Below are 26,832 nucleotides of genomic sequence, written 5' to 3' on the forward strand. Positions count from 1 at the left end.
GCTTGAGGAGATGCGGATACGGTCGCTCGGGGTCATCGACGACGCGGTGGTCGAGCTGTCGCCCGGTTTCACCGCGGTGACCGGCGAGACCGGCGCGGGCAAGACGATGGTCGTCACCAGCCTCGGGCTGCTGCTCGGCGGTCGCGCCGACCCGGCCCTGGTGCGCATCGGGGCCAAGGCCGCGGTCGTCGAGGGCCGCATCGTCATGCGCCCCGGCGCGCCCGCCGCCGTACGCGCCGAGGAGGCCGGGGCGGAGCTCGACGACGGAGCCCTGCTGATCAGCCGGACCGTGTCCGCCGAGGGGCGCTCGCGCGCCCACGTCGGCGGCCGCTCCGTGCCCGTCGGCCTGCTCGGCGAGCTCGCGGACGACCTGGTCGCCGTACACGGGCAGACCGACCAGCAGGGGCTGCTGCGCCCGGCCCGGCAGCGGCAGGCGCTCGACCGGTACGCCGGCGACGCCGTCGCCGTCCCGCTGGAGAAGTACGGCTCCGCCTACCGCAGGCTGCGCGCCGTCGCCGTCGAGCTGGAGGAGATCACCACCCGGGCCCGGGAGCGGGCCCAGGAGGCGGACCTGCTGCGCTTCGGGCTGGACGAGATCGCGGCCGTGGAACCGGTGGCCGGCGAGGACACCGAGCTGGCGGCCGAGGCCGAGCGCCTCGGGCACGCCGAATCGCTGGCCTCGGCGGCGCAGCTGGCCCACGCCGCGCTCGCGGGCAATCCCGAGGACCCGGAGGCCATCGACGCGAACATGCTCGTCGCGGGGGCCCACCGGGCCCTTGAATCCGTACGGTCGCACGACCCGGCGCTCGGCGCGCTCGCCGAGCGGATCGGGGAGCTGGGCATCCTGCTGTCCGACGTGGCCGGAGAGCTGGCGGGCTACGCCGACGACCTGGACGCCGACCCGCTGCGGCTGGCCGCGGTGGAGGAGCGGCGGGCGGCCCTGACCCAGCTGATCCGCAAGTACGGCTCCGACGGCACCGTGGACGCCGTACTGGAGTGGGCCGAGCAGGGCGCGGCACGGCTGCTGGAACTGGACGGCGACGACGAGCGGATCACGGAGCTGACCGCCGAACGCGACGGGCTGCGCTCCGAACTGTCCCTGCTGGCCCAGGCGCTGACGGACGCCCGGGTGGAGGCGGCGACCCGCTTCGCCTCCGCCGTGACGGAGGAGCTGGCCTCGCTGGCGATGCCGCACGCCCGGGTCACGATCGACGTCCGGCAGGCCGAGGACCCCGAAGGGGTGGACGTGGACGGCCGCCCGGTCGCCTACGGACCTTCCGGCGCGGACGAGGTCGAACTGCTGCTGGCCCCGCACCCCGGCGCCCAGCCGCGGCCGATCGCCAAGGGCGCCTCGGGCGGTGAGCTGTCCAGGGTGATGCTCGCCGTGGAGGTCGTCTTCGCCGGCTCCGACCCGGTGCCGACCTACCTCTTCGACGAGGTCGACGCGGGAGTCGGCGGCAAGGCGGCGGTCGAGGTGGGCCGGCGCCTGGCGAAGCTCGCCAAGTCGGCGCAGGTCGTGGTCGTCACGCACCTGCCGCAGGTGGCGGCCTTCGCCGACCGCCAGCTGCTCGTCGAGAAGACCAACGACGGGTCCGTCACCAGGAGCGGGGTCACCGTCCTGGAGGGCGAGGACCGGATCCGCGAACTGTCGCGCATGCTGGCGGGGCACGAGGACTCGGTCTCCGCGCGGGCACACGCCGAGGAACTGCTGGCGGCGGCGCGCGCGGACGCGTGAGCCGGGCCGAGGCGACACGGATTCAGGAGGGCCCGGCGCGCACCGCGCGGCGGGCCCTCCGCCGTGTCCGCAGCCGTTCCCGGGCGGCCGCGGCCCTCGCGGGCAGCCGCCAGGGTGCCGCGGTGCTAGGCCGTGTGGGTGAGGCTGGGGGGTGTCCGGCGGTATCTCGTACGGGATCCGCACCCGTATGGTCCCGGAACGCGCGTGCGGACTGGCATCCTTGGCGACATCTCTGACTCCCACACCCTGGAGCTTCGGCCCGTGAGCAGCTCCCCGGTCTCCACCTCCCTCCCGGCACAGCCCTACGGGCGCCAGCCGCTCCGCACCGTCCAGGTCCTCGGCGACCGCGCGGGCGCGGGCAGCTGCGCGCACGTACGGTCGCTCGCGACCGGGCTCGCCGCGCGCGGCGTACGGGTCACGGTGTGCGCGCCCGTCCAGGCGGAGGGGGAGTACGACTTCACCGGCGCCGGGGCGCAGTTCGCGCCCGACGCGGTGAGCGTGCTGCGGGCCGCGTGCGCCGGTGCGGATGTCGTGCACGCCCACGGGGTGCGCGCCGGGATGCGGGCCGCGCTGGCCATACGGGGACGCCGGGTGCCGCTGGTGGTGAGCTGGCACGGCGACGGGCCGACGGCCGCGGGCGCGCTGGGACGGCTGGGCCGGATGCTGGAACGGCACGTGGCACGGGCCGCGGCCGTGGTCCTCGGCGCCTCCTCGGACCTCGTGGACCTCGCACGGCTGCGGGGAGCCCGGGACGCGCGGCTGGCGCCGGTGGCGGTACCGGCGTGCCCGGACGGCCCGGACGGCCGGGGCGCGGCGGATCCGGGCAAGGTGCGGGCGGAACTCGGGGCGGTCGGACGGCCGTTGCTCATCACGGTCGGGAGCCTGGTCCCGCACCGCGGGTACTCCCTGCTGCTCGACGCGGCACGGGAGTGGCGGGCGCTGGACCCGGCCCCACTGCTGGTGGTTGCGGGCGAAGGGCCGCTACGGGCCGAACTGTCGCGGCGGATCGAGGCCGAAGGGCTCCCGGTACGGCTGCTGGGGCGCCGCCGGGACGCGGCGCAGCTGCTGGCGGCGGCGGACCTGGCGGTGCTGCCGAGCCGGCGCGAGGCGCGGGCCCTGCTGGCGCAGGAGGCGCTGCGGGTGGGCGTGCCGCTGGTGGCCACGGCGGTGGGGGGCGTGCCGGAGCTGGTGGGGGAGGGCGCGGTGCTGGTCCCGCCGGGGGACGCGGCGGCGCTCGCGTCGGCCGTGACCGGCCTGCTGGCGGATCCGGAGCGGCGGGACGCGCTGGCCGCGGCGGGGCGGGTACAGGCGGCGACGTGGCCGTCCGAGGACGACACCGTCGCGCAGGTCCTGTCCGTCTACGACGAACTGATGGAACGTCGCCGGCGTTAGCCCCGGAGGCCCGCCGCTGGGGCTCCGCCCCGCACCCCGGTCTCAAACGCCGGACGGGCTGAAGGATCGCCTCAAACGCCGGCGGGGCTGGATCTGGCTGAGCTGCGCCGAAAGGTGCCGTCCGGCAATCTCAGCCCCGCAGGGCCGCGTCAGGAAGGTGTGTGGCGGCGGGCGCGGAGGGCCAGGCTCAGGGAGAGGACCGTCTCCGGGTCGTCCAGGTCCGTGCCCAGGAGTTCCGAGATGCGGGCCAGGCGGTTGTAGAGCGTCTGGCGGTTCAGGTGGAGCTCGCGCGCCGTCTCCGCCTTGCGGCCCGCGTGGGCCAGGTACGTCTCCAGGGTGGGCAGGAGAGGGGGCCGGGACGTGGTGTCGTGGGTGCGGAGCGGGCCGATCGCCCGGTCCACGAAGGCCGCCAGGTCGGGGTGTTCGCGCAGCCGCCACAGGAGGAGGTCGATGTCCAGCCGCCGCGCGTCGTACCAGGGCCGGGCCGGCAGGCCGTGGGCCGCGGTGGCGGTCTCCGCGGCGTGCCGCAGGCCCGCCGAGGCGGCCGCCCAGCCGCCCGCGACGCCGACGACCACGGCCGGCGGCGCGGCGGCCCGGTCCAGGCCCGCGCGTTCGACGCCCGCCCGCAGCGCGGCCGAGACCCGGTCCGCCACCGCGCTGCGTTCCGACTCCGCCCGGAGGGACACGAGGAGGGGAACCCGGCCCTCGACCGGGCGGACGCCCAGCAGGACCGGCACGCCGACGGACGAGAGCTCCTCCAGGACCGCGCGGGCCAGGACGGCCCAGTTACCGGACGGGCCGAGGTCCGAGGCGAGCCGCATGACCACCGGCAGCAGCGGCCCCGCGCCCGGCTTGAAGCCCAGGACGCGGGCCTGCGCCGGGGCGTCCTCCGCCGAGATGCGGCCCTCGGCCAGGTCCGTCAGGAAGTCGCCGCGGCCGCGCGCCGCCAGCTCCTCCTCCTGCCGTGCCTGCATCAGCACGACGGCGAGCACACCGGCCGTGCGCTCGGCCGCCATCCGGTGCACCGGCAGCAGCGGCGCCGAGACCCCCACCAGGACGACACGGGCCCGGACCGAGCCCGTGCCGTGGCCCCCGCCCGGTACGTCGACCACCACGGTGTTCGCCGACGGCTCGGCCTCGCGCTGGCCCCGTAGGCCCTCCCACACCTGCAGCGGGTCCGCGCCCGCGTCCCCGGCCGCGCTGCCCGCCGCGTACAGCAGCTGCCCGTCGGGGGTCTCCAGGAAGACCGGGTTCCCGGTGAAGTCGGCCAGGATCCGCAGCACCTGCGGGATGCCCCCGCCGCCCAACAGGGCTTCCGTGCAGCGCCGGTGGACCTCCTCGGCCCGCTGCAGGAGCGCGTAGTGGTGGTTGACGATCTCGGTGTGGACCTCCTCCGTGACGGTGACGAAGGGGACCTCCCGGTGGAGCTGGACCAGGGGCAGACCCGCCGTGCGCGCGGTCTCCACGATCGTCGCCGGCAGCCGGGTGAAGCGCGGTCCCAGCTCGACCACCAGCGCGGCGATCCCGCGGTCCGCGAGGCGGCGTACGAAGGCACGCTGTTCGGCGGGCCGGGTGCCCAGGCCGAGGCCGGTGGTCAGCAGCAGCTCGCCGCCCTTGAGGAGGGAGGCGATGTTCGGGACCTCGCCCGCGTGGACCCAGCGGACGGTGCGGCCCAGCCGGTCGGCGCAGGCCACGACCTCGGGCAGCCCGCTGCGCAGTCCCGGCAGCTCCAGTGCCCGCTGAACCGTGATCCCGCCCTGGTTGTCCATATCGCGGGACGCTATCAGGGGGTCACGTCGGCCGGATGTTGTGGTTGAAGCGGAAGATGTTGTCCGGATCGTACTGCCGCTTCAGGGCGCCCAGCCGCTGCATGTTCGTGCTGCCGAGGCCGGAGACCACCCGGTCCCCGCCCTCGTCCCCGGTGAAGTTCAGGTACACCGCGCCGGTGCTCCACGGCTCGGCGTCGGCCCGGACGTCCTTGACCCACTGCCGGCACCTCTCGTCGTCGGCGGCGTCCTCCCAGATCCCGAACGGGTGCACGGCCCAGGGCGCGTCGCGGTACGGCACCGGGTAGTCGGCCGGGCCGGAGGCGATGGCTCCGCCCTGCGGGAAGACCAGGTGCTGGGTGCCGGTCGGCACCGGCATGGACTCGGCGCGGGCGCAGAAGGCGTCCACGAACTCGTCGGGGAGACCGGTGAGGTACTCCGCCGACCAGTAGTTCCGCATCCCCGGCGGGTCGTCGATCATGCACTGGAGGTCGGCGTACGGGATGGCCGTGACGATCTCGGACTCGTGGGGGATCGCCAGCAGCGGCCGCGCCAGCTCGCGCATCTCCTCCTCCGGGCCCGCGTACGTCAGCAGCGCACCGGCCAGCAGCAGCCCGACCAGGTGCGGCGGTACGAACTCCTCGGGCGGGCCGGTCAGGTAGAGGGCGCCGCCGGAGGCCTCCGGCGGTCCGGCCTCGATGACCTCCCGGAACGCGCGGACCACCTCGGCCCCGCGCTCGGGCAGGTACAGCAGGAACGCGATCGACATGTGCGGCAGTTCGTGCAGGCGCAGGGTCAGCGAGGTGGCGATGCCGAAGTTCCCGCCGCCGCCGTGCAGCCCCCAGAACAGGTCGGGGTGGTCCTCGGCGGTCACGTGCAGCAGCTGGCCGTCCGCGGTGACCAGGTCCACGCCCAGCAGATTGTCCACCGCCAGGCCGAACTTCCGGTCCAGCCAGCCGGTCCCGCCGCCCAGCACGAACCCGCCGACGCCGGTGGTGGAGGCCCGGCCGCCGGTGGTGGCCAGGTCGTACGGCTGGCAGGCCCGGTCCAGGTGGCTCATCGTGGCGCCGCCCTCGACGTGCGCGGCCCTGGCCGCCGGGTGGACCGTCACCTCGTGCATCCGCCGCAGGTCCACGACGAGGCCGCCGTCGTTGAGGGACATCCCGGCCACGCTGTGCCCGCCGCCGCGCACGGCGACGTTCAGGTCCAGGTCCCTCGCGAAACGCACGGCGGTCACCACGTCCGCCGCGCTCTCGCACTGGGCGATCACGGCGGGCCTGCGGTCGATCATCGCGTTGAAGACCGTCCGGGCCTCGTCGTACCCCGGATCCTCCGGGGCGAACACCGTGCCGGACAGGTCCTCGCGGAGCGCGGTCAGGGCCGCGCCCGCCTTCGAGAGGGGAGCCATGGCCGCCCCCTTCCACAGGAGGGCATAGGACCCTTCCAGCGTAGGGGGCGGGGATCGGCGGGGCGCGGCGAGCACCCCGCGCCCCGTACGCCCGGGAGGGCGCTAACCCCCGTACGCCCCGCTCGCCGTCAGCCGCAGCGCCGTGTCGATCAGCGGAACGTGGCTGAAGGCCTGCGGGAAGTTCCCCACCTGCCGCTGGAGCCGCGGATCCCACTCCTCCGCCAGCAGACCCAGGTCGTTGCGGAGCGACAGCAGCCGCTCGAACAGCCGGCGCGCCTCGTCCACGCGGCCGATCATCGCCAGGTCGTCGGCCATCCAGAACGAGCAGGCCAGGAAGGCCCCCTCGTCGCCCTCCAGGCCGTCCACGCCGGCCTGCTCGCCCGCCGTCGGGTAGCGCAGGATGAAACCGTCGGGCGTGGACAGCTCGCGCTGGATCGCCTCGATGGTGCCGATGACCCGCTTGTCGTCCGGCGGCAGGAAGCCCATCTGCGGGATCAGCAGCAGGGAGGCGTCCAGCTCCTTCGACCCGTACGACTGGGTGAAGGTGTTGCGCTCCTTGTCGTAGCCCTTCTCGCACACGTCCTGGTGGATCTCGTCGCGCAGCTCGCGCCACCGCTCCAGCGGCCCGTCCGCGTCGCCGCTCTCGATCAGCTTGATCGTGCGGTCCACGGCCACCCAGGCCATCACCTTCGAGTGCACGAAGTGGCGGCGCGGGCCGCGCACCTCCCAGATGCCCTCGTCCGGCTGGTCCCAGTGGGTCTCCAGGTAGCGGATCAGCTTGAGCTGGAGCAGCGAGGCGTAGTCGCTGCGGGCGAGGCCCGTCATGTGGCCCAGGTGCAGGGCCTCGGTGACCTCGCCGTAGACGTCGAGCTGGAGCTGGCCCGCGGCGCCGTTGCCGACGCGGACCGGGCGGGAGTTCTCGTAGCCGGGCAGCCAGTCCAGCTCGGTCTCGCCGAGCTCCCGCTCGCCCGCGATCCCGTACATGATCTGCAGGTTCTCCGGGTCGCCGGCCACCGCGCGCAGCAGCCACTCGCGCCAGGCGCGGGCCTCCTCGCGGTAGCCGGTGCGCAGCAGCGAGGAGAGGGTGATGGCCGCGTCGCGCAGCCAGGTGTAGCGGTAGTCCCAGTTGCGGACTCCGCCGATCTCCTCCGGCAGGGAGGTGGTCGGCGCGGCGACGATCCCGCCCGTGGGGCCGTACGTGAGGGCCTTGAGGGTGATCAGGGAGCGCACCACGGCCTCCCGGTAGGGCCCGTGGTACGTGCACTGGTCGACCCACTCGCGCCAGAAGTCCGTGGTCGACTCCAGCGCCGCCTCGGCGTCCGGGGGCTCCGGCGCGTCCTTGTGGGAGGGCTGCCAGCTGATGCTGAAGGCCATCCGGTCGCCGGGTCCGACCGTGAAGTCGGAGTACGTCGTCAGGTCCTTGCCGTACGTCTGGGCCTCGGTGTCCAGCCAGACCGAGTCGGGGCCGGCGACGGCGACGGTGCGCCCGTCGACCTTGTGCACCCAGGGCACGACGCGCCCGTAGCTGAAACGCATCCGCAGCGCCGAGCGCATCGGGACGCGCCCGCTGACGCCCTCCACGATGCGGACCAGCTGCGGCGCGTGGTCCTCGCGGGGCGGCATGAAGTCGATCACGCGGACCCTTCCGCGGGGCGTGTCCCACTCCGACTCCAGCACCAGCGAGTCACCGCGGTAGCGGCGGCGGTCGGCACGCGGGGCCTCGGAGCCGGCCGGATACGCCGGGCCGATCCGCCAGAACCCGTGATCCTCGGTGCCGAGAATGCTCGCGAACACGGCATGGGAGTCGAAGCGTGGCAGGCAGAGCCAGTCCACCGCCCCGTCCCGGCAGACCAGCGCGGCGGTCTGCATGTCCCCGATCAGTGCGTAATCCTCGATGCGCCCGGACACGTTGCATCTCCAGTCGAACGGCCACGTCCGCCCCGAAGGGCGCTTGCATTGCGCAGTTGCGCGGTCACCTGTGGGTGGGGATCTCCGCGTTGAGCCCATGATTCCGTATATCGGCTCGGTTAGGCCGTCTGACGGACTGCCCGGCGGTGATGTGTGCGATATCCGAGCAGGATATGACGGCACCCTAGTGATCTCCTTAAGCCGCGGAAGAATACCGATGGGCCGAACGGGTGAGGAGGCGCCACGCCGGCCCCCCGCACTTCGGCGCCCTGCTACCAGCCGCTGACGCCGCGTGGCCGGAGGCGGACCGGCCCGGGCGCTGATAGGCTGGTACCCCGTGGACCGGTGGTCTGCCTGTGCGAATCAGGAGCCCCGAAACCGCAGCTTCGGCGCCCCCTGAGACCCTTCCGGATCGACGGTGGCCGGCGCCGGACGCACCTCACCTCGCGACCACGGGAGCCCCCTCTTGGCGATGCCGCCCAAATCCATGACGACCAAGCACATCTTCGTCACCGGGGGTGTCGCTTCCTCCCTCGGCAAGGGCCTGACGGCCTCCAGCCTGGGTGCGCTGCTGAAGGCGCGCGGTCTTCGGGTCACGATGCAGAAGCTCGACCCGTACCTGAACGTCGACCCCGGCACGATGAACCCGTTCCAGCACGGCGAGGTGTTCGTCACCAACGACGGCGCCGAGACCGACCTGGACATCGGCCACTACGAGCGCTTCCTCGACGTCGACCTCGACGGCTCGGCCAACGTCACCACCGGCCAGGTCTACTCGCAGGTCATCGCCAAGGAGCGGCGCGGCGAGTACCTCGGTGACACCGTGCAGGTCATCCCGCACATCACCAACGAGATCAAGCACCGCATCCGCCGCATGGCGACCGAGGACGTCGACGTCGTCATCACCGAGGTCGGCGGCACCGTCGGCGACATCGAGTCGCTGCCGTTCCTGGAGACCGTCCGCCAGGTCCGCCACGAGGTCGGCCGCGACAACGTCTTCGTCGTGCACATCTCGCTGCTGCCCTACATCGGCCCCTCCGGCGAGCTCAAGACCAAGCCGACCCAGCACTCGGTCGCGGCCCTGCGCAACATCGGCATCCAGCCCGACGCGATCGTGCTGCGCGCCGACCGCGAGGTCCCGACCTCGATCAAGCGCAAGATCTCGCTGATGTGCGACGTGGACGAGGCGGCCGTGGTCGCGGCCATCGACGCCAAGTCGATCTACGACATCCCGAAGGTGCTGCACACCGAGGGCCTGGACGCGTACGTCGTGCGCAAGCTCGACCTGCCCTTCCGCGACGTCGACTGGACGGTGTGGGAGGACCTGCTGGACCGCGTCCACAACCCCGACCACGAGGTCAAGGTCGCGCTCGTCGGCAAGTACATCGACCTGCCCGACGCCTACCTGTCGGTGACCGAGGCGCTGCGCGCCGGCGGTTTCGCCAACAAGGCCCGGGTCCAGATCAAGTGGGTCACCTCCGACGACTGCAAGACCCCGGCCGGCGCCGCGGCGCAGCTGGCCGACGTGGACGCGATCTGCGTGCCCGGCGGCTTCGGCGACCGCGGTGTCAACGGCAAGGTCGGCGCGATCACCTTCGCCCGCGAGAACAAGATCCCGCTGCTCGGCCTGTGCCTGGGCCTGCAGTGCGTGGTCATCGAGGCCGCGCGGAACCTCGCGGGCATCGAGGACGCCAACTCCACCGAGTTCGACGCCTCCACCCCGCACCCGGTCATCTCGACCATGGAGGAGCAGCTGGCCTTCGTCGAGGGCGCGGGCGACCTGGGCGGGACCATGCGTCTGGGCATGTACCCGGCGAAGCTCGCCGAGGGCTCCATCGTGCGCGAGGTCTACGGCGACCAGGCGTACGTGGACGAGCGGCACCGGCACCGCTACGAGGTCAACAACGCCTACCGCGGCGAGCTGGAGAAGAAGGCCGGCCTGGTCTTCTCCGGCACCTCCCCGGACAACAAGCTCGTCGAGTACGTCGAGTACCCGCGCGAGGTGCACCCCTACCTGGTGGCCACCCAGGCCCACCCGGAGCTGCGCTCGCGCCCCACGCGCCCGCACCCGCTGTTCGCGGGCCTGGTCAAGGCGGCCGTGGAGCGGCAGCAGTCCGCGAAGTGAGGGCCTGACCGCATAACGTAGGCAGCCGGGGCACGGATCGTGCCCCGGCTGTCGCGTTCTCGGGAAGGTATCGGCCATGGCCATGGGCAACGACATCGGCAACGACATCGTGGACACACCGGAGTCGTGGGAGGTCGTCGCCTCGCGCACCCCGTTCGAGGGCGCGAAGACGTCCGTCAAGTCGGACCAGGTCCGGATGCCCGACAGTTCGGTGGTGCGCCGCGACTACCAGGTGCACCCCGGCTCGGTGTGCGTGCTCGCCCTCGACGAGCAGCAGCGGGTCCTGGTCCTGCGGCAGTTCCGGCACCCCGTACGGCACCGGCTGTGGGAGCTGCCGGCGGGGCTCCTGGACGTGGCGGGGGAGAACCCGCTGCACGCGGCCCAGCGGGAGCTGTACGAGGAGGCGCACGTCAAGGCGGAGGACTGGCGCGTCCTCGCCGACTTCTTCACCTCCCCGGGAGGGTCGGACGAGGCGGTACGGGTCTTCCTGGCGCGGGACCTCGCGGAGGCGGAGGGGGCGCGGTACGAGGTCTCCGACGAGGAGGCGGACATGGAACTCGCGCGTGTTCCTCTCGGGGACCTGGTGCGCGGGATCCTCGCGGGCGAGCTGGGCAATCCCGGGCTGGTGACCGGGGTCCTGGCCCTGTCCGCCGCCCTGGCCTCCGAGGGCGGCATCGAAGCCCTCCGCCCGGCCCTGGCCCCGTGGCCGGCCCGCCCGTACGAGGCGTAGCCCGCGGACCTGGTCCGCAAACGCCGGCGGGGCTGGAAAATCCAGCCCCGCCGGCGTTTGAGGCGCGGGGTCTGGGGCCGAGCCCCGGGGAACGGTGGAAGGCCGGGGCGGGGAGGGCTCCGCGCAGCGGCGGGCCCGCAGCCGGCGGACGGCCCGGGGCACGCCCCGAAGCCCCGCCCGAGGTAAAGACGGACGGAGCCCGGCGGAGCGGGGCGAAGCCGGTGAGGCCCCCCGGCGCCGAGTCCGCCGCGAGCGGCGCGTGAAGAAAAGAGGACCATCCGCTGATCCGATTGGGGGATTTGCCCGCCGCGCTCCACACGGGTCGTCGCTCTGCGTGAACTACGCTCGCCATCCGAAGGCAGGGAGAGGAGCGGATCCGTGACGGATTTCGTCGGGCGGCGGCGTGAGCTCAAGGAGCTGCGCGAGGACATCGCGCGGACCGGGCTCGACACCCTCTCCGGCCGGAAGGCCAAGGCGCCCCGGGCCAGGGTGCTGCTCGTCGCCGGGCGGCCGGGCTCCGGCCGGACGGCCCTCGCCGAGGAGTTCGTCCGCGAGGTCGCCGAGGAGTATCCCGACGGGGTGCTCCGGACCCGGCTCACCCGCCCCGGCGGGGAGCCGGTGGCCACCGAGCGGGCCGTCAGGGGCCTGCTGGAGGGGCTGGGGCAGCCCACCCCGCCCGGCGCCGGCGAGGACGAGCTGAGCTCCGCCCTGCGCACCGCGCTCGACGGGCGCCGGGTGATCATCCTGGTCGACGACGCCGCCGATCCGCATCAGGTCGACGCCCTGCTTCCGGACACCCCCGAGTGCCTCGTCGTGGTCACCGCCGAAGGGCCCCTCACGGGGATCCCCGACGTGCGGCCCTGCACCCTCGGCGGGCTCGACACGCCGTCCGCCGTGGAGCTGCTCGCCCAGCACATCGGCGACACCCGCGTCACCGCCGACCCCCGGGCCGCCGACGCCCTCGCCGAGGAGTGCGGGGGCCAGCCCGCCGCGCTCGGCCTCGTCGGCGGCTGGCTCGCCGCCCACCCCAAGGCCTCCGTCTCCGACGTGGCCAAGCAGCTGCACGAGATGCCGGCCAGTACCGGCGGCCCGCTCGCCCGGTGCTTCCGGCTCGTCTACGAGTCCCTGCCGCAGCCCGCCCAGCGGACCCTGCGGCTGCTGCCGCTGGCCCCCGCCGGCCTCGTCGACTCGCACACCGCCTCCGCCCTCGCCGGCTGCTCCGTGGCCGCGGCCCAGGCCACGCTGGATGATTTCGCCGGGCTGGGGCTCGTACACCCGGCCCACGACGGGCTGTTCCTGCTGCCCGGCTGCCTCGCACCCCTGCTGCAGGCCCTGCTGGAGGCCAGGGAGCGGCCGGCCGAGGTCCAGCTGGCCCGGGCCCGGACGCTGGAGCGCACCGTACGGCTGCTGCACTCCTGCCGGGCCATGGCCGCGGCCGACGAGGAGGAGGTGCGGGAGGTCCTGGACGGGCTGCCGCGCGCCCTGCGGTTCCCGGACCGGCGGGCCGCCGCCACCTGGCTGGACACCCGGCTGCCCGCGCTCGACGCGGCGGCCACCCTGGCCGTGGCCGACGGGGAGCTGGACACCCTCGCCCGCCGGCTGGTCGCGGCCCTCGTGCGGGCCCTGGCGGAGCACCGGGGCACCGCCGGGGCCGCCCCCGAGCTGTACGGGCTGCACCGGCTGGTCCTGGACGTGGCCGAGCGCCGGGACCTGCACCGGGAGCAGGCCGCCGCGCTGCTGAACCTGGCCGACCTGGACGCCGAGACCGGCCGGACCCAGGAGGCCCTGGAGCGCTACCGGGCCGCGCTGGACGCCGGAAGGGCGGCGAACGATCCGTACGCGACCGGCCGCGCGATGGAATCCGTAGGCGGCGCGTACCAGGAGCTGGCGGACTGGCACCGGGCCGCGGACTGGTTCGGCCGGGCGCTCTCCCAGGCCCTCGCGCGGGGGGAGCGCGCGGACGAGGCCCGGCTGTACGGGCGGCTCGGAAACGTGCACACGTACGCCGGCCGGTACGGGGACGCGCTGCGCAGCTGGCGGGCCGCCGCCGCGGGCTACCGGAAACTGGCCGATGTGCCGGGTCAGGCAAAGGCGTTGAGCGAGATGGCGCGGGTCCAGGAGTACGCGGGACGGCCCGAGGAATCGCTGCACACCTGCCGTGAGGCGGTGGAGCTCGCACGCAGGGCCGGCGACCAGCGACTTCAGGCCGCGCTGCAGGTCCGGCTGGCCGACACGCTCGACCGGCTGGGCGACCCCGCAGCTGCAAGGCTGCACCGCTCCGCAGCCGACAGATTGCTGGGAGACGACCCCGCAGCCTGCGAAATCCGCAGTGATATCGACTGAGATTATTTGTTTGCAAGGCTAGACAGCGCGTCGTCCTTCATTAGACTGGCTTCACCACGACATCCCGTGGTGCATCCCGTTGCGCGTTCTTGTGGGCGGGTATGTATGGAAGTGCCCCGAAAAATCCCCTGAGCCAAGGACCGTGATCGACGATGAAGGTCGGCATCCCCCGCGAGGTCAAGAACAACGAGTTCCGGGTCGCCATCACGCCCGCCGGCGTGCATGAGCTGGTCCGCAACGGCCACCAGGTCTTCATCGAGCAGAACGCCGGTGTCGGCTCCTCGATCACGGACGCCGAGTACGTCTCGGCCGGTGCGGAGATCCTCGGCACCGCCGACGAGGTCTGGGCCACCGCCGACCTGCTGCTGAAGGTCAAGGAGCCGATCGCGGAGGAGTACCACCGCCTCCGCAAGGACCAGACGCTCTTCACCTACCTGCACCTGGCGGCCTCCCGCGAGTGCACGGACGCCCTGCTGGAGTCCGGCACCACCGCCATCGCGTACGAGACGGTCGAGCTCGCGAACCGCGCGCTGCCGCTGCTCGCCCCGATGTCCGAGGTCGCGGGCCGGCTGGCCCCGCAGGTCGGCGCCTACCACCTGATGCGCTCGGCCGGCGGCCGCGGCGTCCTCCCGGGCGGGGTCCCCGGCACCCACGCCGGCGAGTGCGTGGTCATCGGCGGCGGCGTCTCCGGCTGGAACGCCGCGCAGATCGCCATCGGCATGGGCTTCCACGTGACCCTGCTCGACCGCGACATCAACAAGCTCCGCGAGGCCGACAAGATCTTCGGCACGAAGATCAAGACGATCGTCTCCAACGCCTACGAGCTCGAGAAGGCCGTCATCGAGGCCGACCTCGTCATCGGTGCGGTCCTGATCCCGGGTGCGAAGGCGCCGAAGCTGGTCACCAACGAGCTCGTCGCCAAGATGAAGCCCGGAAGTGTACTTGTCGACATTGCGATCGACCAGGGCGGCTGCTTCGAGGACTCCCGTCCGACCACCCACGCCGAGCCGACCTTCCAGGTCCACAACTCGGTCTTCTACTGCGTCGCCAACATGCCGGGCGCGGTGCCGAACACCTCCACCTACGCGCTGACGAACGCTACGCTGCCCTACATCGTGCAGCTCGCGAACCTCGGCTGGGTCGAGGCGCTGCGCCGTGACCCCGCGCTCGGGCTGGGCCTCAACACCCATGACGGGCAGGTCGTTTACGGTCCCGTCGCCGAGGCCCACGGCCTCGAGACCCTCGAGCTGAGCACGCTGCTCGGCTGACGCGTCAACGACTGACGTCAATCTCACGTATCCGGCCGGACCTTGCCCGCAAGGTCCGGCCGGACGCGTTTGCGGCGTGCCCCGAGGCCCCGCTCAACTCGCCTCGAACGTAACCCTTTAACCCTTTCGCGCACCCGCGAAACTTCGCAGCGACAGCTCGCACGCCCTTGACAGAGTGGTGTTCGGTTACCGACACATCGTGCCGGGTCCGGCGGATTGTGTTGCCGCTGAGTGGTGACACGCCATAGAGTCGCCAACCGTCGGCATGGTGCCACGCTGACCTATCGATAAGTGTCCTGGTCACGTCCGAGGAGGTAAGACGACTTGTGAATGAGTCGACATTTGCCCCTGGGGGTGGTCGAGCAGGGATGCCCGAGCGGGGCCAAGGCCCTACCGGGCTCGAAGCCGTCGGCTCCGTCGCGGTACGCACCTTCGCAAACCACCAGCACATGACGACGCCCCAAAAGAGCATGGACGGCCTAGACGTGAACTCCAGGGCCGGCGACCTGAGCGGCGAAAAGCCCACTGGTTTCGCCGACTACGACAATGTGCCCGAAGGGCACTTCTACGACCCCGACGCGGAGTACGAACCGGACCCCGAGTACGCGGCCACCCTCGCCCCCGACGCTGCCCGCCAGCGCCGTGAGCGGATCGGCCCGACCGGACGCCCGCTCCCGTACTTCCCGATCCCGGGTCCGCTGACCGACCACGGTCCGGCGAAGATCATCGCGATGTGCAACCAGAAGGGCGGCGTGGGCAAGACCACGTCGACCATCAACCTGGGTGCCGCGCTCGCCGAGTACGGGCGCCGCGTGCTGCTCGTCGACTTCGACCCGCAGGGCGCGCTGTCCGTGGGTCTCGGCGTGAACCCGATGGAACTCGACCTGACGGTCTACAACCTGCTCATGGAGCGGGGCATGTCGGCCGACGAGGTGCTGCTCAAGACGGCGGTCCCCAACATGGACCTGCTGCCGAGCAACATCGACCTGTCCGCTGCGGAAGTGCAGTTGGTCAGTGAGGTCGCGCGCGAGTCCACCCTGCAGCGGGCCCTGAAGCCCCTGCTGGCCGACTACGACTACATCGTGATCGACTGTCAGCCCTCGCTCGGTCTGCTGACCGTGAACGCCCTGACGGCGGCTCACAAGGTCATCGTCCCGCTGGAGTGCGAGTTCTTCGCGCTGCGCGGCGTGGCGCTGCTGACCGAGACCATCGAGAAGGTGCAGGAGCGGCTCAACCCCGAGCTGGAGCTCGACGGCATCCTCGCCACGATGTACGACTCCCGTACGGTGCACAGCCGTGAGGTGCTGGCGCGCGTCGTCGAGGCCTTCGACGACCACGTCTACCACACGGTCATCGGCCGCACGGTGCGCTTCCCGGAGACCACGGTCGCCGGTGAGCCGATCACGACGTACGCCTCCAACTCCGTCGGAGCCGCCGCCTACCGCCAGCTGGCCAGGGAGGTGCTCGCCCGGTGTCACGCCGAGTGAGTCTGCCCGGAGCCGACGAACTGTTCCGTACGACCGGGGGGATGGCGCTGCAGTCGTCCTCGCCGCGGCGCGGGGTCGAGGAGGCACCCGTCGCGGAACACTCGGCCAGTTCGGCCGAGGGCACGGCGGGTGAGGGCCGCAGCCGGGAGGCTGAGGCCGGTACGGCGTCCGGCGGGCCCGTCGTGGGGCAGCCGCGGCGACCGCAGGAAGGTTCTGTCAGCCCCGCCGGCCCGGTCGGCGGGGCGGTCACCCCCCCGACCGGTGCGACCCGCCGGGGCAAGGGGCAGGGCCGCGGTGCGAACCGGCGGCCCAGCGGCCGCGAACGGCACGACGAGAAGATCACGGTCTACGTCTCCGCCGAGGAGCTCATGGACCTGGAACACGCGCGGCTGGTGCTGCGCGGGGAGCACGGGCTCGCCGTCGACCGGGGCCGCATCGTCCGCGAGGCGGTGGCGGTGGTCCTCGCCGATCTCGAGTCCCGCGGCGACGCCAGCATCCTGGTCCGCCGCCTGCGCGGCCGCTGACCTGCCTGAGGCCGGCTCCCCGGAGCCCTGGAACCCCTGCCGGGTTCCGGGCCACCCGGACGCCGAGGCCCAGCCGGGCCCGGCTCCCGGCGGCGTTGCCTTACGGCGCAGTACGTCCATACGCCCAGCGCGGGCCCCGACCCACCCCCGTGCGTCGCACCGCCCGCCGCGCCCGGCGGGACCTTCCGGTCACCGCACCAGCCGCGTTGCCGGACGGCGCAGTGCTGCCGCCCCCTGCCGTGCGATACGCCGGGCCCGGGGGGACCTTCCGGCCACCGCACCAGCCGCGTTGCCGGACGGCGCAGCGCTGCCCCCCCGCCGTGCGATGAGCCGCACCGGACGCCGCGCCCCGGCGGGACTTTCCGGCCGCAGCACTAGGCTGCTCGTGGCTGTCACCCAGCCCGCCGCCGCTGCCCCTGCGCACCACCTGGACCGCGATGCCCTTCCCCGCCGAATCCGGCCGACCGCCCCGGCGACTGCTGGGGCGCGGCCCCGGCAACTCCGACGCGGCCGACGGGGGAGCGGACCCCGAAGCCCCTGACGCGCCCGCTGCGGGGCCCACGGCGGCGCAGGGCGGCCCGGAGCCCCGGCCCACCCCCGGGGCCCCGCACGACCCCGCAGCCCCCCGGCAGGACCGCCCTGGGCCGGAGTCCGCAGACGCGCCAGCGGACCGAACCCCGGTCGACATCCCCACAACAGGCACCCAGTCCGAGGCCGCTGCCACCCCCGCCGGAGGCGAGCCGGGCGAGGCCAGTGCTCGCGCAGGCGGCCGGGCCGGGGCCGAGCACGCTGCCGCCCCCGCCGCAGGCGGCAAGGCCGAGCCTCACGCGCCTGCTGCGCGGCGCGCAGCGGTGGATGCTGGGGCGGAGCCCGAGACCCCCGGCCCCCCGCACGACCCCCAAGACAGCCAGCAGGACCACCCCGGGCCGAAGCAGACCGCCGCACTGCCGGCCGGCAGACCCGCCGCCGAGGACGCTGCCACCCCCGCCGGAGTCGGCGCTGGCGAGGATGCCGCTGTCGGGGGCGGCTCTGCCGTGGACGCGGACGCTGCCGGCCCTTCCGGAGGCGGTTCGGCCGAGGGCGCCGTAGTGCCGGCCGGAGGCGGCTCGGCCGGGGCCGGGGACACTCCCACCTCTGCCGGAGTCGGCGCTGGCGTGGACGCTGCTGTCGGGGGCGGCTCTGCCGTGGACGCGAACGCTGCTGGCCTTGGCGGAGGCGGTTCGGCCGGGGGTGTCGTGGCCCCCGCCGCAGGCGCGCCTGGTGGGGGTGCTGCTGTCGCAGGCGGCGTGGTTCGGGCCGGAGTGCCTGCACGCCCCGCTGGAGGCGACGGGCGGTTCACGTTGCGGCTCGAGAACTTCGAGGGGCCCTTCGATCTGCTGCTCCAGCTGATCTCGCGGCACAAGCTCGACGTCACCGAGGTGGCGCTGTCCAAGGTCACCGATGAGTTCATGGCCCACATCCGGGCGATGGGGCCGGACTGGGACCTCGACCAGACCACCGAGTTCCTCGTCGTCGCCGCCACCCTCCTCGACCTGAAGGCCGCCCGCCTGCTGCCGGCCGCCGAGGTCGAGGACGAGGGGGACCTCGCCCTCCTCGAGGCCCGGGACCTGCTCTTCGCGCGCCTGCTGCAGTACCGCGCGTACAAGCAGATCGCCGAGATCTTCGAAGGGCGGGCCGAGGCCGAGGGGAGGCGGTACCCGAGGACCGTCGGGCTGGAGCCGCACCACGCGGACCTGCTGCCCGAGGTCGTCATCAGCATCGGGGCCGAAGGGTTCGCCCGGCTCGCCGTCAAGGCCATGCAGCCGAGGGCCAAGCCCCAGGTGTACGTGGACCACATCCACGCGCCCCTCGTCAGCGTGCGCGAGCAGGCCGGGCTCGTGGTGCGGATGCTGAAGGCGCGCGGGGAGGCCACCTTCCAGGAGCTCACCGAGGACGCCGGCGACACCCTCACCGTCGTCGCGCGCTTCCTGGCCCTCCTGGAGCTCTACCGGGAGAAGGCGGTCGTTCTCGACCAGGAGGAGGCCCTGCAGACCCTCACCGTGCGCTGGAGCGGCGGGGACGGCGACGGCATGCCGACCGTGACCGACGAGTTCGACCAGATCGTGGAGGCGAAGGATTGAGCAGCGAAGCGAGCGCGGTGGCCGCGCTGGAGCTGAAGCCGGCCCTGGAAGCCGTGCTCATGGTCGTGGACGAGCCCGCGACCGAGGCGCACCTCGCGAAGGTGCTGGAGCGGACCCCGCGCGAGGTCGCGCACGCGCTGCGCGAGCTCGCCGACGAGTACACGGCCGCGCGCCGGGGATTCGAGCTGCGGCTGGTCGCGGGCGGCTGGCGGTTCTACAGCCGGGCGGAGTACGCCCCGGCCGTCGAGGGCTTCGTACTGGACGGCCAGCAGGCCCGGCTCACCCAGGCGGCCCTGGAGACCCTGGCGGTCGTCGCGTACCGCCAGCCGGTGAGCCGCTCGAGGGTCTCGGCGGTGCGCGGAGTCAACTGCGACGGGGTCATGCGGACCCTCCTCCAGCGCGGTCTGGTGGAGGAGGCGGGGACGGAACCCGAAACAGGTGCGATCCTGTACAGGACGACGAACCACTTTTTGGAGCGGATGGGCCTACGAGGCCTGGACGAGCTCCCGGAGCTCGCGCCCTTCCTCCCCGAGGCGGACGCGATCGAAGCCGAGACGCAAGAAGGTGTGCCGTCGTTCGATCCGGACTCACCGGATACCGATGAAGACGACGACAAGACGACGGAACTTTGATGCGAAGCAGCGGCAACGGCAACGGTGGCGGCAACAGGAACAGCGGCGGCGGCGGTGGTGGCGGACGCGGCGGTAACCCCCGCGGCGGCTCCTCCTCCGGCGGCGGCAACTACCGCGGCGGTGGTTCCTCCGGCGGTGGCGGCTCCCGCGGTGGTTCCTCCGGCGGTGGCGGCTCCCGCGGTGGCTCCTCCGGCGGTGGCTCCTCCCGCGGCGGCTCCACCGGAGGCGGCGGCGGTTACCGCGGCGGCAGCTCCGGCGGCTACCAGGGCGGCAGCTCCGGCGGCGGCTACCAGGGCGGCGGCTCGGACGCGCGCGACCGCGACCAGGCTCCGCCGCCGCGGATCCGCAACCCGCGCCCCGAGGAGCGCCGCTACGACGTGGGCCCCGAGGGCGAGCGCAGCGGTCGCAGCGGCCCCAAGGCCGGCGGCGGCGGTGCCCGTGGCGCTGCCGCGCGCGGTGGTGCCAAGGGCGGCCCCAAGACCTCCAGGACCCCCGGCATCGGCGGGGCCGGCGGCCCGCGCCGCGGCCCGGGCAGCCGAAGCGGCCAGTCCCGCCCGCGCGAGCTGGACGCGCGCATCGAGGAGCGCGTGCGCGACCGGTACGCCGACAAGCCCGTGATCAAGACCCCGAAGACCTTCCCGGGTGCCGAGGAGGAGGGTGAGCGTCTGCAGAAGGTGCTCGCCCGCGCCGGCATGGGTTCGCGCCGCGCCTGCGAGGAGCTCATCGAGCAGGCCCGTGTCGAGGTCAACGGCGAGATCGTGCTGGAGCAGGGCAAGCGGGTCCAGCCGAAGGACGAGATCAAGGTGGACGGCCTGACCGTCGCCACCCAGTCGTACCTGTTCTTCGCGCTGAACAAGCCCGCCGGTGTCGTCTCCACCATGGAGGACCCCGACGGCCGCCAGTGCCTGGGCGACTACGTCACCAACCGTGAGACGCGTCTCTTCCACGTCGGCCGGCTCGACACGGAGACCGAGGGCATCATCCTGCTCACCAACCACGGTGAGCTGGCCCACCGCCTCACGCACCCGAAGTACGGCGTGAAGAAGACCTACGTCGCCGCCATCACCGGCCCGCTGCCGCGCGAGATCGGCAAGCGCCTCAAGGACGGCATCGAGCTGGAGGACGGCTACGCCCGCGCCGACCACTTCCGCGTCGTCGACCAGGTCGGCAAGAACTACCTGGTCGAGGTCACCCTCCACGAGGGCCGCAAGCACATCGTCCGCCGCATGATGGCGGAGGCCGGCTTCCCGGTCGAGAAGCTCGTCCGGACCTCCTTCGGCCCGATCGAGCTGGGCGACCAGAAGTCCGGCTGGCTGCGCCGCCTGACCAACACCGAGGTCGGCATGCTGATGCGCGAGGTCGGTCTGTAGGAGGCGGCCCCGGTCACCGCACAGGTGGCCGGTCCGTTCGCAGGAACCCCGTTCGGAGAGAACGAACCCGCGGTGCCCCAGGGCGCCGCGGGTTTTCTGCTTGTCGGGGACCCGCCTCCCTGTTTATAGTCAGTCTGACCATTAAACAGAGTGAGGGGGGTCGGCATGAGCTGGACCATGAGCTGGACCGAGGTGCTCGGCTTCGCCACCGGCGCCCTGTGCGTCTGGCTGGTCGCCCGGCAGCACGTCGCCAACTGGCCGATCGGCATCGCCAACAACGTCTTCTTCATCGTGCTCTTCGCCCAGGCCGGCCTCTACGCCGATGCCGGGCTCCAGATCGTCTTCATCGCCCTCGCCGCCTACGGCTGGTGGTCCTGGACCCACGGGGGTGGACCAGGATCCGCCGAGGCCCTGCCGGTGCGCCGCACCACGCGCACCGAATGGGCCGGGCTCGCCGCGGCGGGGGCGGTGGCGGTTCTCGGACTCACGCTGCTGCTGAGCCGGGCCACCGACTCCACCGTCCCGTTCTGGGACGCGCTGACCACCGGGCTCTCGCTCGCCGCCACCTACGGGCAGTGCCGCAAGCTCGTCGAGTCCTGGTGGCTGTGGATCGCCGCCGACCTCGTCTACATCCCGCTCTACGCGCACAAGGGGCTCTACCTGACCTCCGCGCTCTACGTGGGCTTCCTCGCCCTGTGCGTGGCCGGACTCCTCGGCTGGCGGCGCACGCTGCCCGCGGCGGACGCCCGTACGGCGGCGGAGGCGAAGGAGGCGACGGCATGAGGCGCCACGGGCACGGCCTGGTCCTCGGCAAGTTCTACCCGCCGCACGCCGGGCACCACCACCTGGTGCACACCGCCCAGGACCAGTGCGAGCGGCTGACCGTGCTGGTGTGCGCGGCTTCGGTGGAGTCGGTCCCGCTCGCCGACCGGGTCGCCTGGATGCGCGAGGCGCACCCCGGGGCCGAGGTCGTCGGCGCGGTCGACGACATCCCGGTCGACCTGCACGACCCGCAGATCTGGGAGGCGCACATGGCGGTCTTCCGCAGCGCGGTCCCCGGGCGGGTGGACGCCGTGTTCACCTCGGAGGAGTACGGGAGCGAGCTCGCCCGGCGGTTCGGCGCCGAGGAGGTCCTGGTGGACCGGGAGCGGACGCTGTTCCCGGTGTCCGGGACGGCGGTCCGCAAGGACCCGGTCGGCTCCTGGGAGTTCCTCGGGCCGGCCGTGCGCGCCGCGCTGACCCGGCGGGTCGTCGTCCTGGGCGCGGAGTCCACAGGGACCACCACGCTGTCGCGGGCCCTGGCGGACCACTACCGGCGGCGAGGCGGCGTCTGGGCCAAGACCGGCTGGGTCGCCGAGTACGGCCGCCGGTACAGCGAGGAGAAGCTGGCGGCGGCCCGCGCGGCCGACCAGGCGGCGTCCTGGACGGACGTGTCCTTCACCTCGGAGGAGTTCCCGGTCATCGCCCGCCACCAGGACGCGGACGAGGAGCAGGCCGCCCGGCTCGGCTCCCCGGTGCTGTTCTGCGACACCGACTCCTTCGCGACCGGGATCTGGCACGAGCGGTACATGGGTGACCGCAACCCCGAGGTCGAGCGGATCGCCGCCCTGACCCGACGGGACCTGTACCTGCTGACCGACCACGCCGACGTGCCCTTCGAGGACGACGGGCTGCGGGACGGGCCGCAGCTCAGACCCTGGATGACCGGGCGGTTCCGGGCGGAACTGGAGCGCACCGGGAGGCGTTTCCTCGTCGTGCGCGGGGACCGGGCGGCCCGGCTGGAAACGGCGGTCGCGGCCGTGGACGAGCTGCTGGCCGAGGGCTGGCACTTCACCGACCCCCTTCCGGAGAACCGATGACCGCCGGCTATGACCCGTACGCCTTCGAGCCGTTCGCGGTGACGGTCGACCTGGCCGTGTTCACCGTGCGCGACGGCGCCCTGCACGTGCTGCTGATCCGGCGCGGCCAGGAGCCGTACGCGGGGGCCTGGGCGCTGCCCGGGGGGTTCGTCCTGCCGAGGGAGTCCGCGGAGGCGGCCGCCCGGCGCGAACTGGCCGAGGAGACCGGCCTGCCGGAGCCGGTGATGGCCGCGCTCCACCTGGAGCAGCTGCGCACGTACAGCGAACCGGACCGGGATCCGCGGATGCGGGTGGTCTCGGTGGCCTTCACGGCCCTCGTCCCGGACATGCCCGAGCCGGCGGCGGAGGGCGGCGGGGACGCGGCGCACGCCCGCTGGCTGCCGGTCGGGGAGGCCTGCGACCTCGCCTTCGACCACGCCGTGATCCTGGCGGACGCACGGGAGCGGATCGGCTCGAAGCTGGAGTACACCTGCCTGGCCACCGCCTTCTGCCCGCCCGAGTTCACCCTGGGCGAGCTCCGGGCCGTCTACGAGACCGTCTGGGACACCGCCCTCGACCGCCCCAACTTCCGCCGCAAGGTCCTGACGACGCCCGGGTTCGTCGAGGCCGTGCCGGGCGCCGCCCGGCTGACCGGCGGCCGCGGCAAACCGGCCGCCCTCTACCGGCCCGGCCCGGCGACCGCACTCCATCCCCCTCTGCTCCGACCGGAAGGACCCACCCGATGACGAAGCGAGCCGCGACGGGCGCCCTGATAGGCCTGGCCCTGGGCGACGCCCTCGGCTTCCCGACCGAGTTCAACGACGTGCCCTCGATCCTGGCCAAGACGGGCCCCTGGCGGGAGATGAAGCTCCCCCGCCCGGCGATCGTCACGGACGACACCCAGATGACCTTGGCCCTCGCGCGCGGGATGCGCACCGCCATGGAGCGCGGCCCGGTCGGCCCGCTGCGCCTGGCCCGCCCGGTCCGCGAGGAGTTCGTCGACTGGTACCACTCCCCGGAGAACAACCGGGCGCCGGGGAACACCTGCCTCAAGGCCTGCAGCCTCCTGAACCAGCCCGAACGGGACTGGCGGGACGCCAGCCAGGTCGGCTCCAAGGGCTGCGGCGCGAACATGCGCGTGGTCCCGGTCGGGCTGGTGCCGGGCTGGACGGACGAGGAGCGGGCCGGCGCCGCCCAGCTCCAGTCCGCCCTCACCCACGGCCACCCGACGGCGCTCGCCGCCTCCGACCTGACGGCGCGGGCGGTGCACCTGCTGGCCGCGGGCACCGAGGTGACGGGCCTGGTCGGACGGCTGCGCTCGTACGCCCTGGAGAACCGCACCCGCTACCACGAGCGCTGGCTCGGCGACCTCTGGATGCGGACCTCCTCCGACGCCTCGCCGGAGTCCTTCATGGCGCGGGGCTGGGACGAGTGCCTGGCGGTCCTCGACCGGCTGGCGGCCGCCCTGCGGTCCCCCTCCCCGGAGACCGACCCCTGCCTGACCACAGGCGACGGCTGGATCGCCGAGGAGGCCCTCGCCACGGCCCTCCAGTGCTTCCTGCTCTTCCCCGACGAGCCCCTCCTGGCCCTGCGCCGCGCGGCCTGCACGCGGGGCGACTCGGACTCCATCGCCTGCCTCGCGGGCGCCTTCGCCGGAGCCCACCTCGGCCCCGACGTCTGGCCCCGGGACTGGGAGGGCCGCATCGAGTACCGGGACGAACTCCTCGCCTTCGGCACCCTCTGGGATGCTTGATCCATGCTGGATGCACTGAGTCTCGACCTGACCCCCGTCGTGGCGGAGCAGCCCGACCCGCTGCTCTTCGCCACGGTGTCGGGCGCCCACCTGTACGGCTTCCCGTCCCGGGACTCCGACATCGACCTGCGGGGCGCCCACCTCCTGCCGGCGCAGGCCCTCCTCGGCCTGCGCGAACTGGAGGAGACCCGCACCCGCATGTGGGACCGGGACGACGTGGAGATGGACCTCGTCACGCACGACCTGCGCAAGTTCGTCCGCCTGATGCTGAACCGCAACGGCTACGTCCTGGAGCAGCTGCTCTCCCCGCTCGTGGTCCACACGACACCGGCGCACGAGGAGCTGATCGCGCTGGCCCCGGGCGTGCTGACCTCCCACCACGCCCACCACTACCGGGGGTTCGCCAACACGCAGTGGCGGCTCTTCGACAAGGCCGCCGAACTCAAGCCGCTGCTTTACGCGTTCCGGGCGCTGCTCACCGGCATCCACCTGATGCGGTCGGGCACGGTGCAGGCGCACCTGCCGACCCTGCTGGCCGAGGTGCCCGAGGCGCCCCCGTACCTCACCGCCCTGATCGAGGCGAAGGTCGCCGCCGAGCACGGGGGCTACGAGGGCCCGGCCGTCGGCGGGGTGCGCGCGGACTTCGAGGCGCTGCACGCCGTGCTGGACGCGGCGCAGTCCGCCTCCGTGCTGCCCGAGCACGGGACGGCGTACGACGCCCTCGACGCGTTCGTCGTACGGCGCCGGGCGCTACGCGACTGACGCGCGGCGGGCCCGGACCAGGAAGTCCTCGACACGGGCGTGGTCCGGCTCCGCGGGCAGGGGAGTGGTGGCAAGGGCGGCCTCCGTCTCCCCCTGGAGGCGGGCCATCCAGGCGTCGGCCTCGTCCCAGGCGAGCTCCCCGCGGCGGACGGCGAGGAGGCGGTCGCGGTACGGGCCGGCGTCGATGGTCAGGCGGCCCGTGCGCAGCAGGTCGCGGCAGGACAGGAGCAGGCGCAGCAGGTGCATGGCGTGCTTCCAGCGCGGGGCGCCGTGGATGCGGACGTCGGCGAGGAGTTTGCCGCGCTGGGAGGCCGCATACCGGCTGAAGCTGGTGTGGGCCCGGCGGGAGAGGAAGGCCTCGCGCAGCGAGAGCAGTTCCTCGCCCACCGGCGTGAGCTCGTCCACCAGGGGGGAGTGCAGGCACTCCAGGACGTTCGGGTTGGCCCGCAGCGCGAGTTCGCAGAAGCGCTCCAGCTCCCAGGAGAACTCCTCGTCCCGCGGGCCCTCCACGTGCGTGGGGGGCTTCTCGAACCGCCAGAAGAGCGGCGTCGGGGCGAGGTAGACACCGCGCCGGTCGGTGTCGCTCGCCTCCGTCGCCAGCCCGAACGCCCGGGAGCCCATCACGCATCGGTAGACCGTGTGGTCCCGTACCAGCGTCAGATCGTCCATCCGGCGAGCGTAGGCGCCTGACCTGCCGCTATGCGAGCGAGATATTGCCGTCCGCCGCGACCTTGATCTTCTTCTCCGCCAGGCCCTTGGTGGACGGACCCTTGGTCACGGCGCCGTCCGCGATGGCGAACTTGCTGCCGTGGCAGGGGCAGTCGATGCTCCCGTTCTCCACCTTGTTCACCAGGCAGCCCTGGTGGGGGCAGACCGCCGTGAAGCAGCGGAAGGATCCGGCCGTGGGCTGGGTGACCACGAGCTTCTCCTCCTTGAGGATCGTTCCGCCGCCCTTGGGCACGTCCGCGGCCTTGACGAGGACCTCCGCGCCCGCCGAACCGGATTCCGGGGTGGCGGCGGTGGAGGCGGCGGGCACGGACGCCGAGAGGTTCGATTCTCCCTGGGGGGTCTTCTCGCCGTCACTGCCGCAGGCGGTGAGCGCACCGCCTGCCAGGGCGGCCGCGCCCGCCGCCAGTACCGTGCGCCGGGCGGTGTGCGTGGGGTCGCTCATGAGTCTCTCCTCGCGTTGTGGCCGGGAAGGGCGTGCAGCATCCTGGCCTGCGGCGAGCCTCAGGTGAAGCTTGCCGCGCCGTTTCACCGGCCCGGTTCCCATGGGGCCAGTGAGGCAGGACTGCCAGGTGTGCGTACGACCTCCCACACGTGGATCACGGCCTCCCGGTTCACCGGGCCGTGAACATGTGGGTAGCGGACGCCCGATTCACCCTCCCGGCGGACCTCCGCGGTCAGGGCGTCCTCGTCGAGCTCCACCGCGAGCAACGTACCCGGCACCTCGCGGTAGTGCGCGTCGGCGATCGCGAGCGCCGTGGGGCGATCGGCCGAACAGTGCACGAAACCCTCCGAGTCCAGCGAGGGCGGGGCGAACGGGAGCCCGGGCGCGGCGGCCCAGTCGGCGAGCGGGACGATGTGGAAGATCATGCCGATCGTTCTACCGCAGCGACCGGGGGCCCGTGCATCCGGTGGCGCCATGAGGCGGTATGGGTGACATTGTCC

The 26,832-nt window shown here is 73.2% G+C and carries 22 protein-coding genes; 16 read left to right on the forward strand and 6 right to left on the reverse strand.

Annotated elements, in window-relative coordinates; translation table 11 throughout:
- The first annotated feature begins 10 nt into the window (after positions 1 to 10).
- Both recN and RIU97_RS30905 read left to right on the forward strand, forming a co-directional pair.
- Entirely contained in the window at positions 11 to 1,735 is a 1,725-nt protein-coding gene (gene recN / locus RIU97_RS30900) for a DNA repair protein RecN (RefSeq protein WP_404963010.1), read from the forward strand.
- Positions 1,736 to 1,996: 261 nt separating this feature from the next.
- Positions 1,997 to 3,127 (forward strand): glycosyltransferase family 4 protein, encoded by a 1,131-nt coding sequence (locus RIU97_RS30905; RefSeq protein ID WP_404960855.1) that lies wholly within the window; start codon positions 1,997 to 1,999, stop codon positions 3,125 to 3,127.
- A gap of 149 nt (positions 3,128 to 3,276) precedes the next feature.
- On the opposite strand, the gene RIU97_RS30910 is transcribed toward RIU97_RS30905, so the two are convergent.
- The 3 genes from RIU97_RS30910 to RIU97_RS30920 all read right to left on the reverse strand — a co-directional run bounded on the left by RIU97_RS30910 (position 3,277) and on the right by RIU97_RS30920 (position 8,209).
- Complete coding sequence (locus RIU97_RS30910) at positions 3,277 to 4,896, reverse strand: PucR family transcriptional regulator (RefSeq protein ID WP_404960856.1); 1,620 nt, start codon at positions 4,894 to 4,896, stop codon at positions 3,277 to 3,279.
- A gap of 22 nt (positions 4,897 to 4,918) precedes the next feature.
- Positions 4,919 to 6,301, reverse strand: coding sequence for an FAD-binding protein (locus RIU97_RS30915; RefSeq protein ID WP_404960857.1), 1,383 nt, complete (start codon positions 6,299 to 6,301; stop codon positions 4,919 to 4,921).
- 102 nt (positions 6,302 to 6,403) lie between these two features.
- Positions 6,404 to 8,209, reverse strand: a complete 1,806-nt coding sequence (locus tag RIU97_RS30920; protein WP_404960858.1) for a glycoside hydrolase family 15 protein — start codon at positions 8,207 to 8,209, stop codon at positions 6,404 to 6,406.
- A 472-nt stretch (positions 8,210 to 8,681) separates the two neighbouring features.
- Between RIU97_RS30920 and RIU97_RS30925 the strand changes: the two genes are divergently transcribed.
- From RIU97_RS30925 to RIU97_RS30990, 14 genes are all read left to right on the forward strand, one after another.
- Entirely contained in the window at positions 8,682 to 10,334 is a 1,653-nt protein-coding gene (locus RIU97_RS30925) for a CTP synthase (RefSeq protein ID WP_404960859.1), read from the forward strand.
- Positions 10,335 to 10,416: 82 nt separating this feature from the next.
- On the forward strand, positions 10,417 to 11,064 hold the full coding sequence (locus RIU97_RS30930; protein ID WP_404963011.1) for an NUDIX domain-containing protein: 648 nt from the start codon (positions 10,417 to 10,419) through the stop codon (positions 11,062 to 11,064).
- Positions 11,065 to 11,394: 330 nt separating this feature from the next.
- Positions 11,395 to 13,407 (forward strand): tetratricopeptide repeat protein, encoded by a 2,013-nt coding sequence (locus tag RIU97_RS30935; RefSeq protein ID WP_404963012.1) that lies wholly within the window; start codon positions 11,395 to 11,397, stop codon positions 13,405 to 13,407.
- Between the two features lie 152 nt (positions 13,408 to 13,559).
- Complete coding sequence (ald, locus tag RIU97_RS30940; protein WP_404960860.1) at positions 13,560 to 14,675, forward strand: alanine dehydrogenase; 1,116 nt, start codon at positions 13,560 to 13,562, stop codon at positions 14,673 to 14,675.
- A 368-nt stretch (positions 14,676 to 15,043) separates the two neighbouring features.
- Positions 15,044 to 16,162, forward strand: a complete 1,119-nt coding sequence (locus RIU97_RS30945; protein WP_361760339.1) for a ParA family protein — start codon at positions 15,044 to 15,046, stop codon at positions 16,160 to 16,162.
- A complete protein-coding gene (locus RIU97_RS30950) occupies positions 16,147 to 16,686 on the forward strand; it encodes a hypothetical protein (protein ID WP_404960861.1) in 540 nt (179 codons plus the stop codon). Before RIU97_RS30945 ends, RIU97_RS30950 begins: the two co-directional genes overlap by 16 nt.
- 1,088 nt (positions 16,687 to 17,774) lie before the next feature.
- Positions 17,775 to 18,806 (forward strand): segregation and condensation protein A, encoded by a 1,032-nt coding sequence (locus RIU97_RS30955; RefSeq protein WP_404963013.1) that lies wholly within the window; start codon positions 17,775 to 17,777, stop codon positions 18,804 to 18,806.
- Complete coding sequence (gene scpB, locus RIU97_RS30960; protein WP_319726253.1) at positions 18,803 to 19,438, forward strand: SMC-Scp complex subunit ScpB; 636 nt, start codon at positions 18,803 to 18,805, stop codon at positions 19,436 to 19,438. The genes RIU97_RS30955 and scpB overlap by 4 nt, the downstream gene beginning before the upstream one ends.
- Entirely contained in the window at positions 19,438 to 20,808 is a 1,371-nt protein-coding gene (locus RIU97_RS30965; protein ID WP_404960862.1) for a pseudouridine synthase, read from the forward strand. The genes scpB and RIU97_RS30965 overlap by 1 nt, the downstream gene beginning before the upstream one ends.
- Before the next feature lie 165 nt (positions 20,809 to 20,973).
- Complete coding sequence (pnuC, locus tag RIU97_RS30970) at positions 20,974 to 21,591, forward strand: nicotinamide riboside transporter PnuC (protein ID WP_404960863.1); 618 nt, start codon at positions 20,974 to 20,976, stop codon at positions 21,589 to 21,591.
- Positions 21,588 to 22,667, forward strand: a complete 1,080-nt coding sequence (locus RIU97_RS30975) for an AAA family ATPase (protein WP_404960864.1) — start codon at positions 21,588 to 21,590, stop codon at positions 22,665 to 22,667. Before pnuC ends, RIU97_RS30975 begins: the two co-directional genes overlap by 4 nt.
- Entirely contained in the window at positions 22,664 to 23,392 is a 729-nt protein-coding gene (locus RIU97_RS30980) for an NUDIX hydrolase (RefSeq protein WP_404960865.1), read from the forward strand. Before RIU97_RS30975 ends, RIU97_RS30980 begins: the two co-directional genes overlap by 4 nt.
- Positions 23,389 to 24,399 carry an ADP-ribosylglycohydrolase family protein gene (locus RIU97_RS30985; RefSeq protein ID WP_404960866.1) on the forward strand — a complete coding sequence of 337 codons (1,011 nt, stop codon included), beginning with the start codon at positions 23,389 to 23,391 and terminating at the stop codon, positions 24,397 to 24,399. The genes RIU97_RS30980 and RIU97_RS30985 overlap by 4 nt, the downstream gene beginning before the upstream one ends.
- Positions 24,400 to 24,402: 3 nt before the next feature.
- A complete protein-coding gene (locus RIU97_RS30990) occupies positions 24,403 to 25,161 on the forward strand; it encodes a DNA polymerase beta superfamily protein (protein WP_404960867.1) in 759 nt (252 codons plus the stop codon).
- On the opposite strand, the gene RIU97_RS30995 is transcribed toward RIU97_RS30990, so the two are convergent.
- From RIU97_RS30995 to RIU97_RS31005, 3 genes are all read right to left on the reverse strand, one after another.
- On the reverse strand, positions 25,150 to 25,830 hold the full coding sequence (locus tag RIU97_RS30995; RefSeq protein ID WP_404960868.1) for a DNA polymerase beta superfamily protein: 681 nt from the start codon (positions 25,828 to 25,830) through the stop codon (positions 25,150 to 25,152). The genes RIU97_RS30990 and RIU97_RS30995 overlap by 12 nt on opposite strands.
- A 28-nt stretch (positions 25,831 to 25,858) precedes the next feature.
- Positions 25,859 to 26,332, reverse strand: coding sequence for a Rieske (2Fe-2S) protein (locus tag RIU97_RS31000; RefSeq protein ID WP_404960869.1), 474 nt, complete (start codon positions 26,330 to 26,332; stop codon positions 25,859 to 25,861).
- 83 nt (positions 26,333 to 26,415) lie between these two features.
- On the reverse strand, positions 26,416 to 26,757 hold the full coding sequence (locus RIU97_RS31005; RefSeq protein ID WP_404960870.1) for a DUF952 domain-containing protein: 342 nt from the start codon (positions 26,755 to 26,757) through the stop codon (positions 26,416 to 26,418).
- Between the last annotated feature and the right edge of the window lie 75 nt (positions 26,758 to 26,832).

It is taken from the genome of Streptomyces sp. 147326 (assembly GCF_045000215.1).
Taxonomy (GTDB): domain Bacteria; phylum Actinomycetota; class Actinomycetes; order Streptomycetales; family Streptomycetaceae; genus Streptomyces.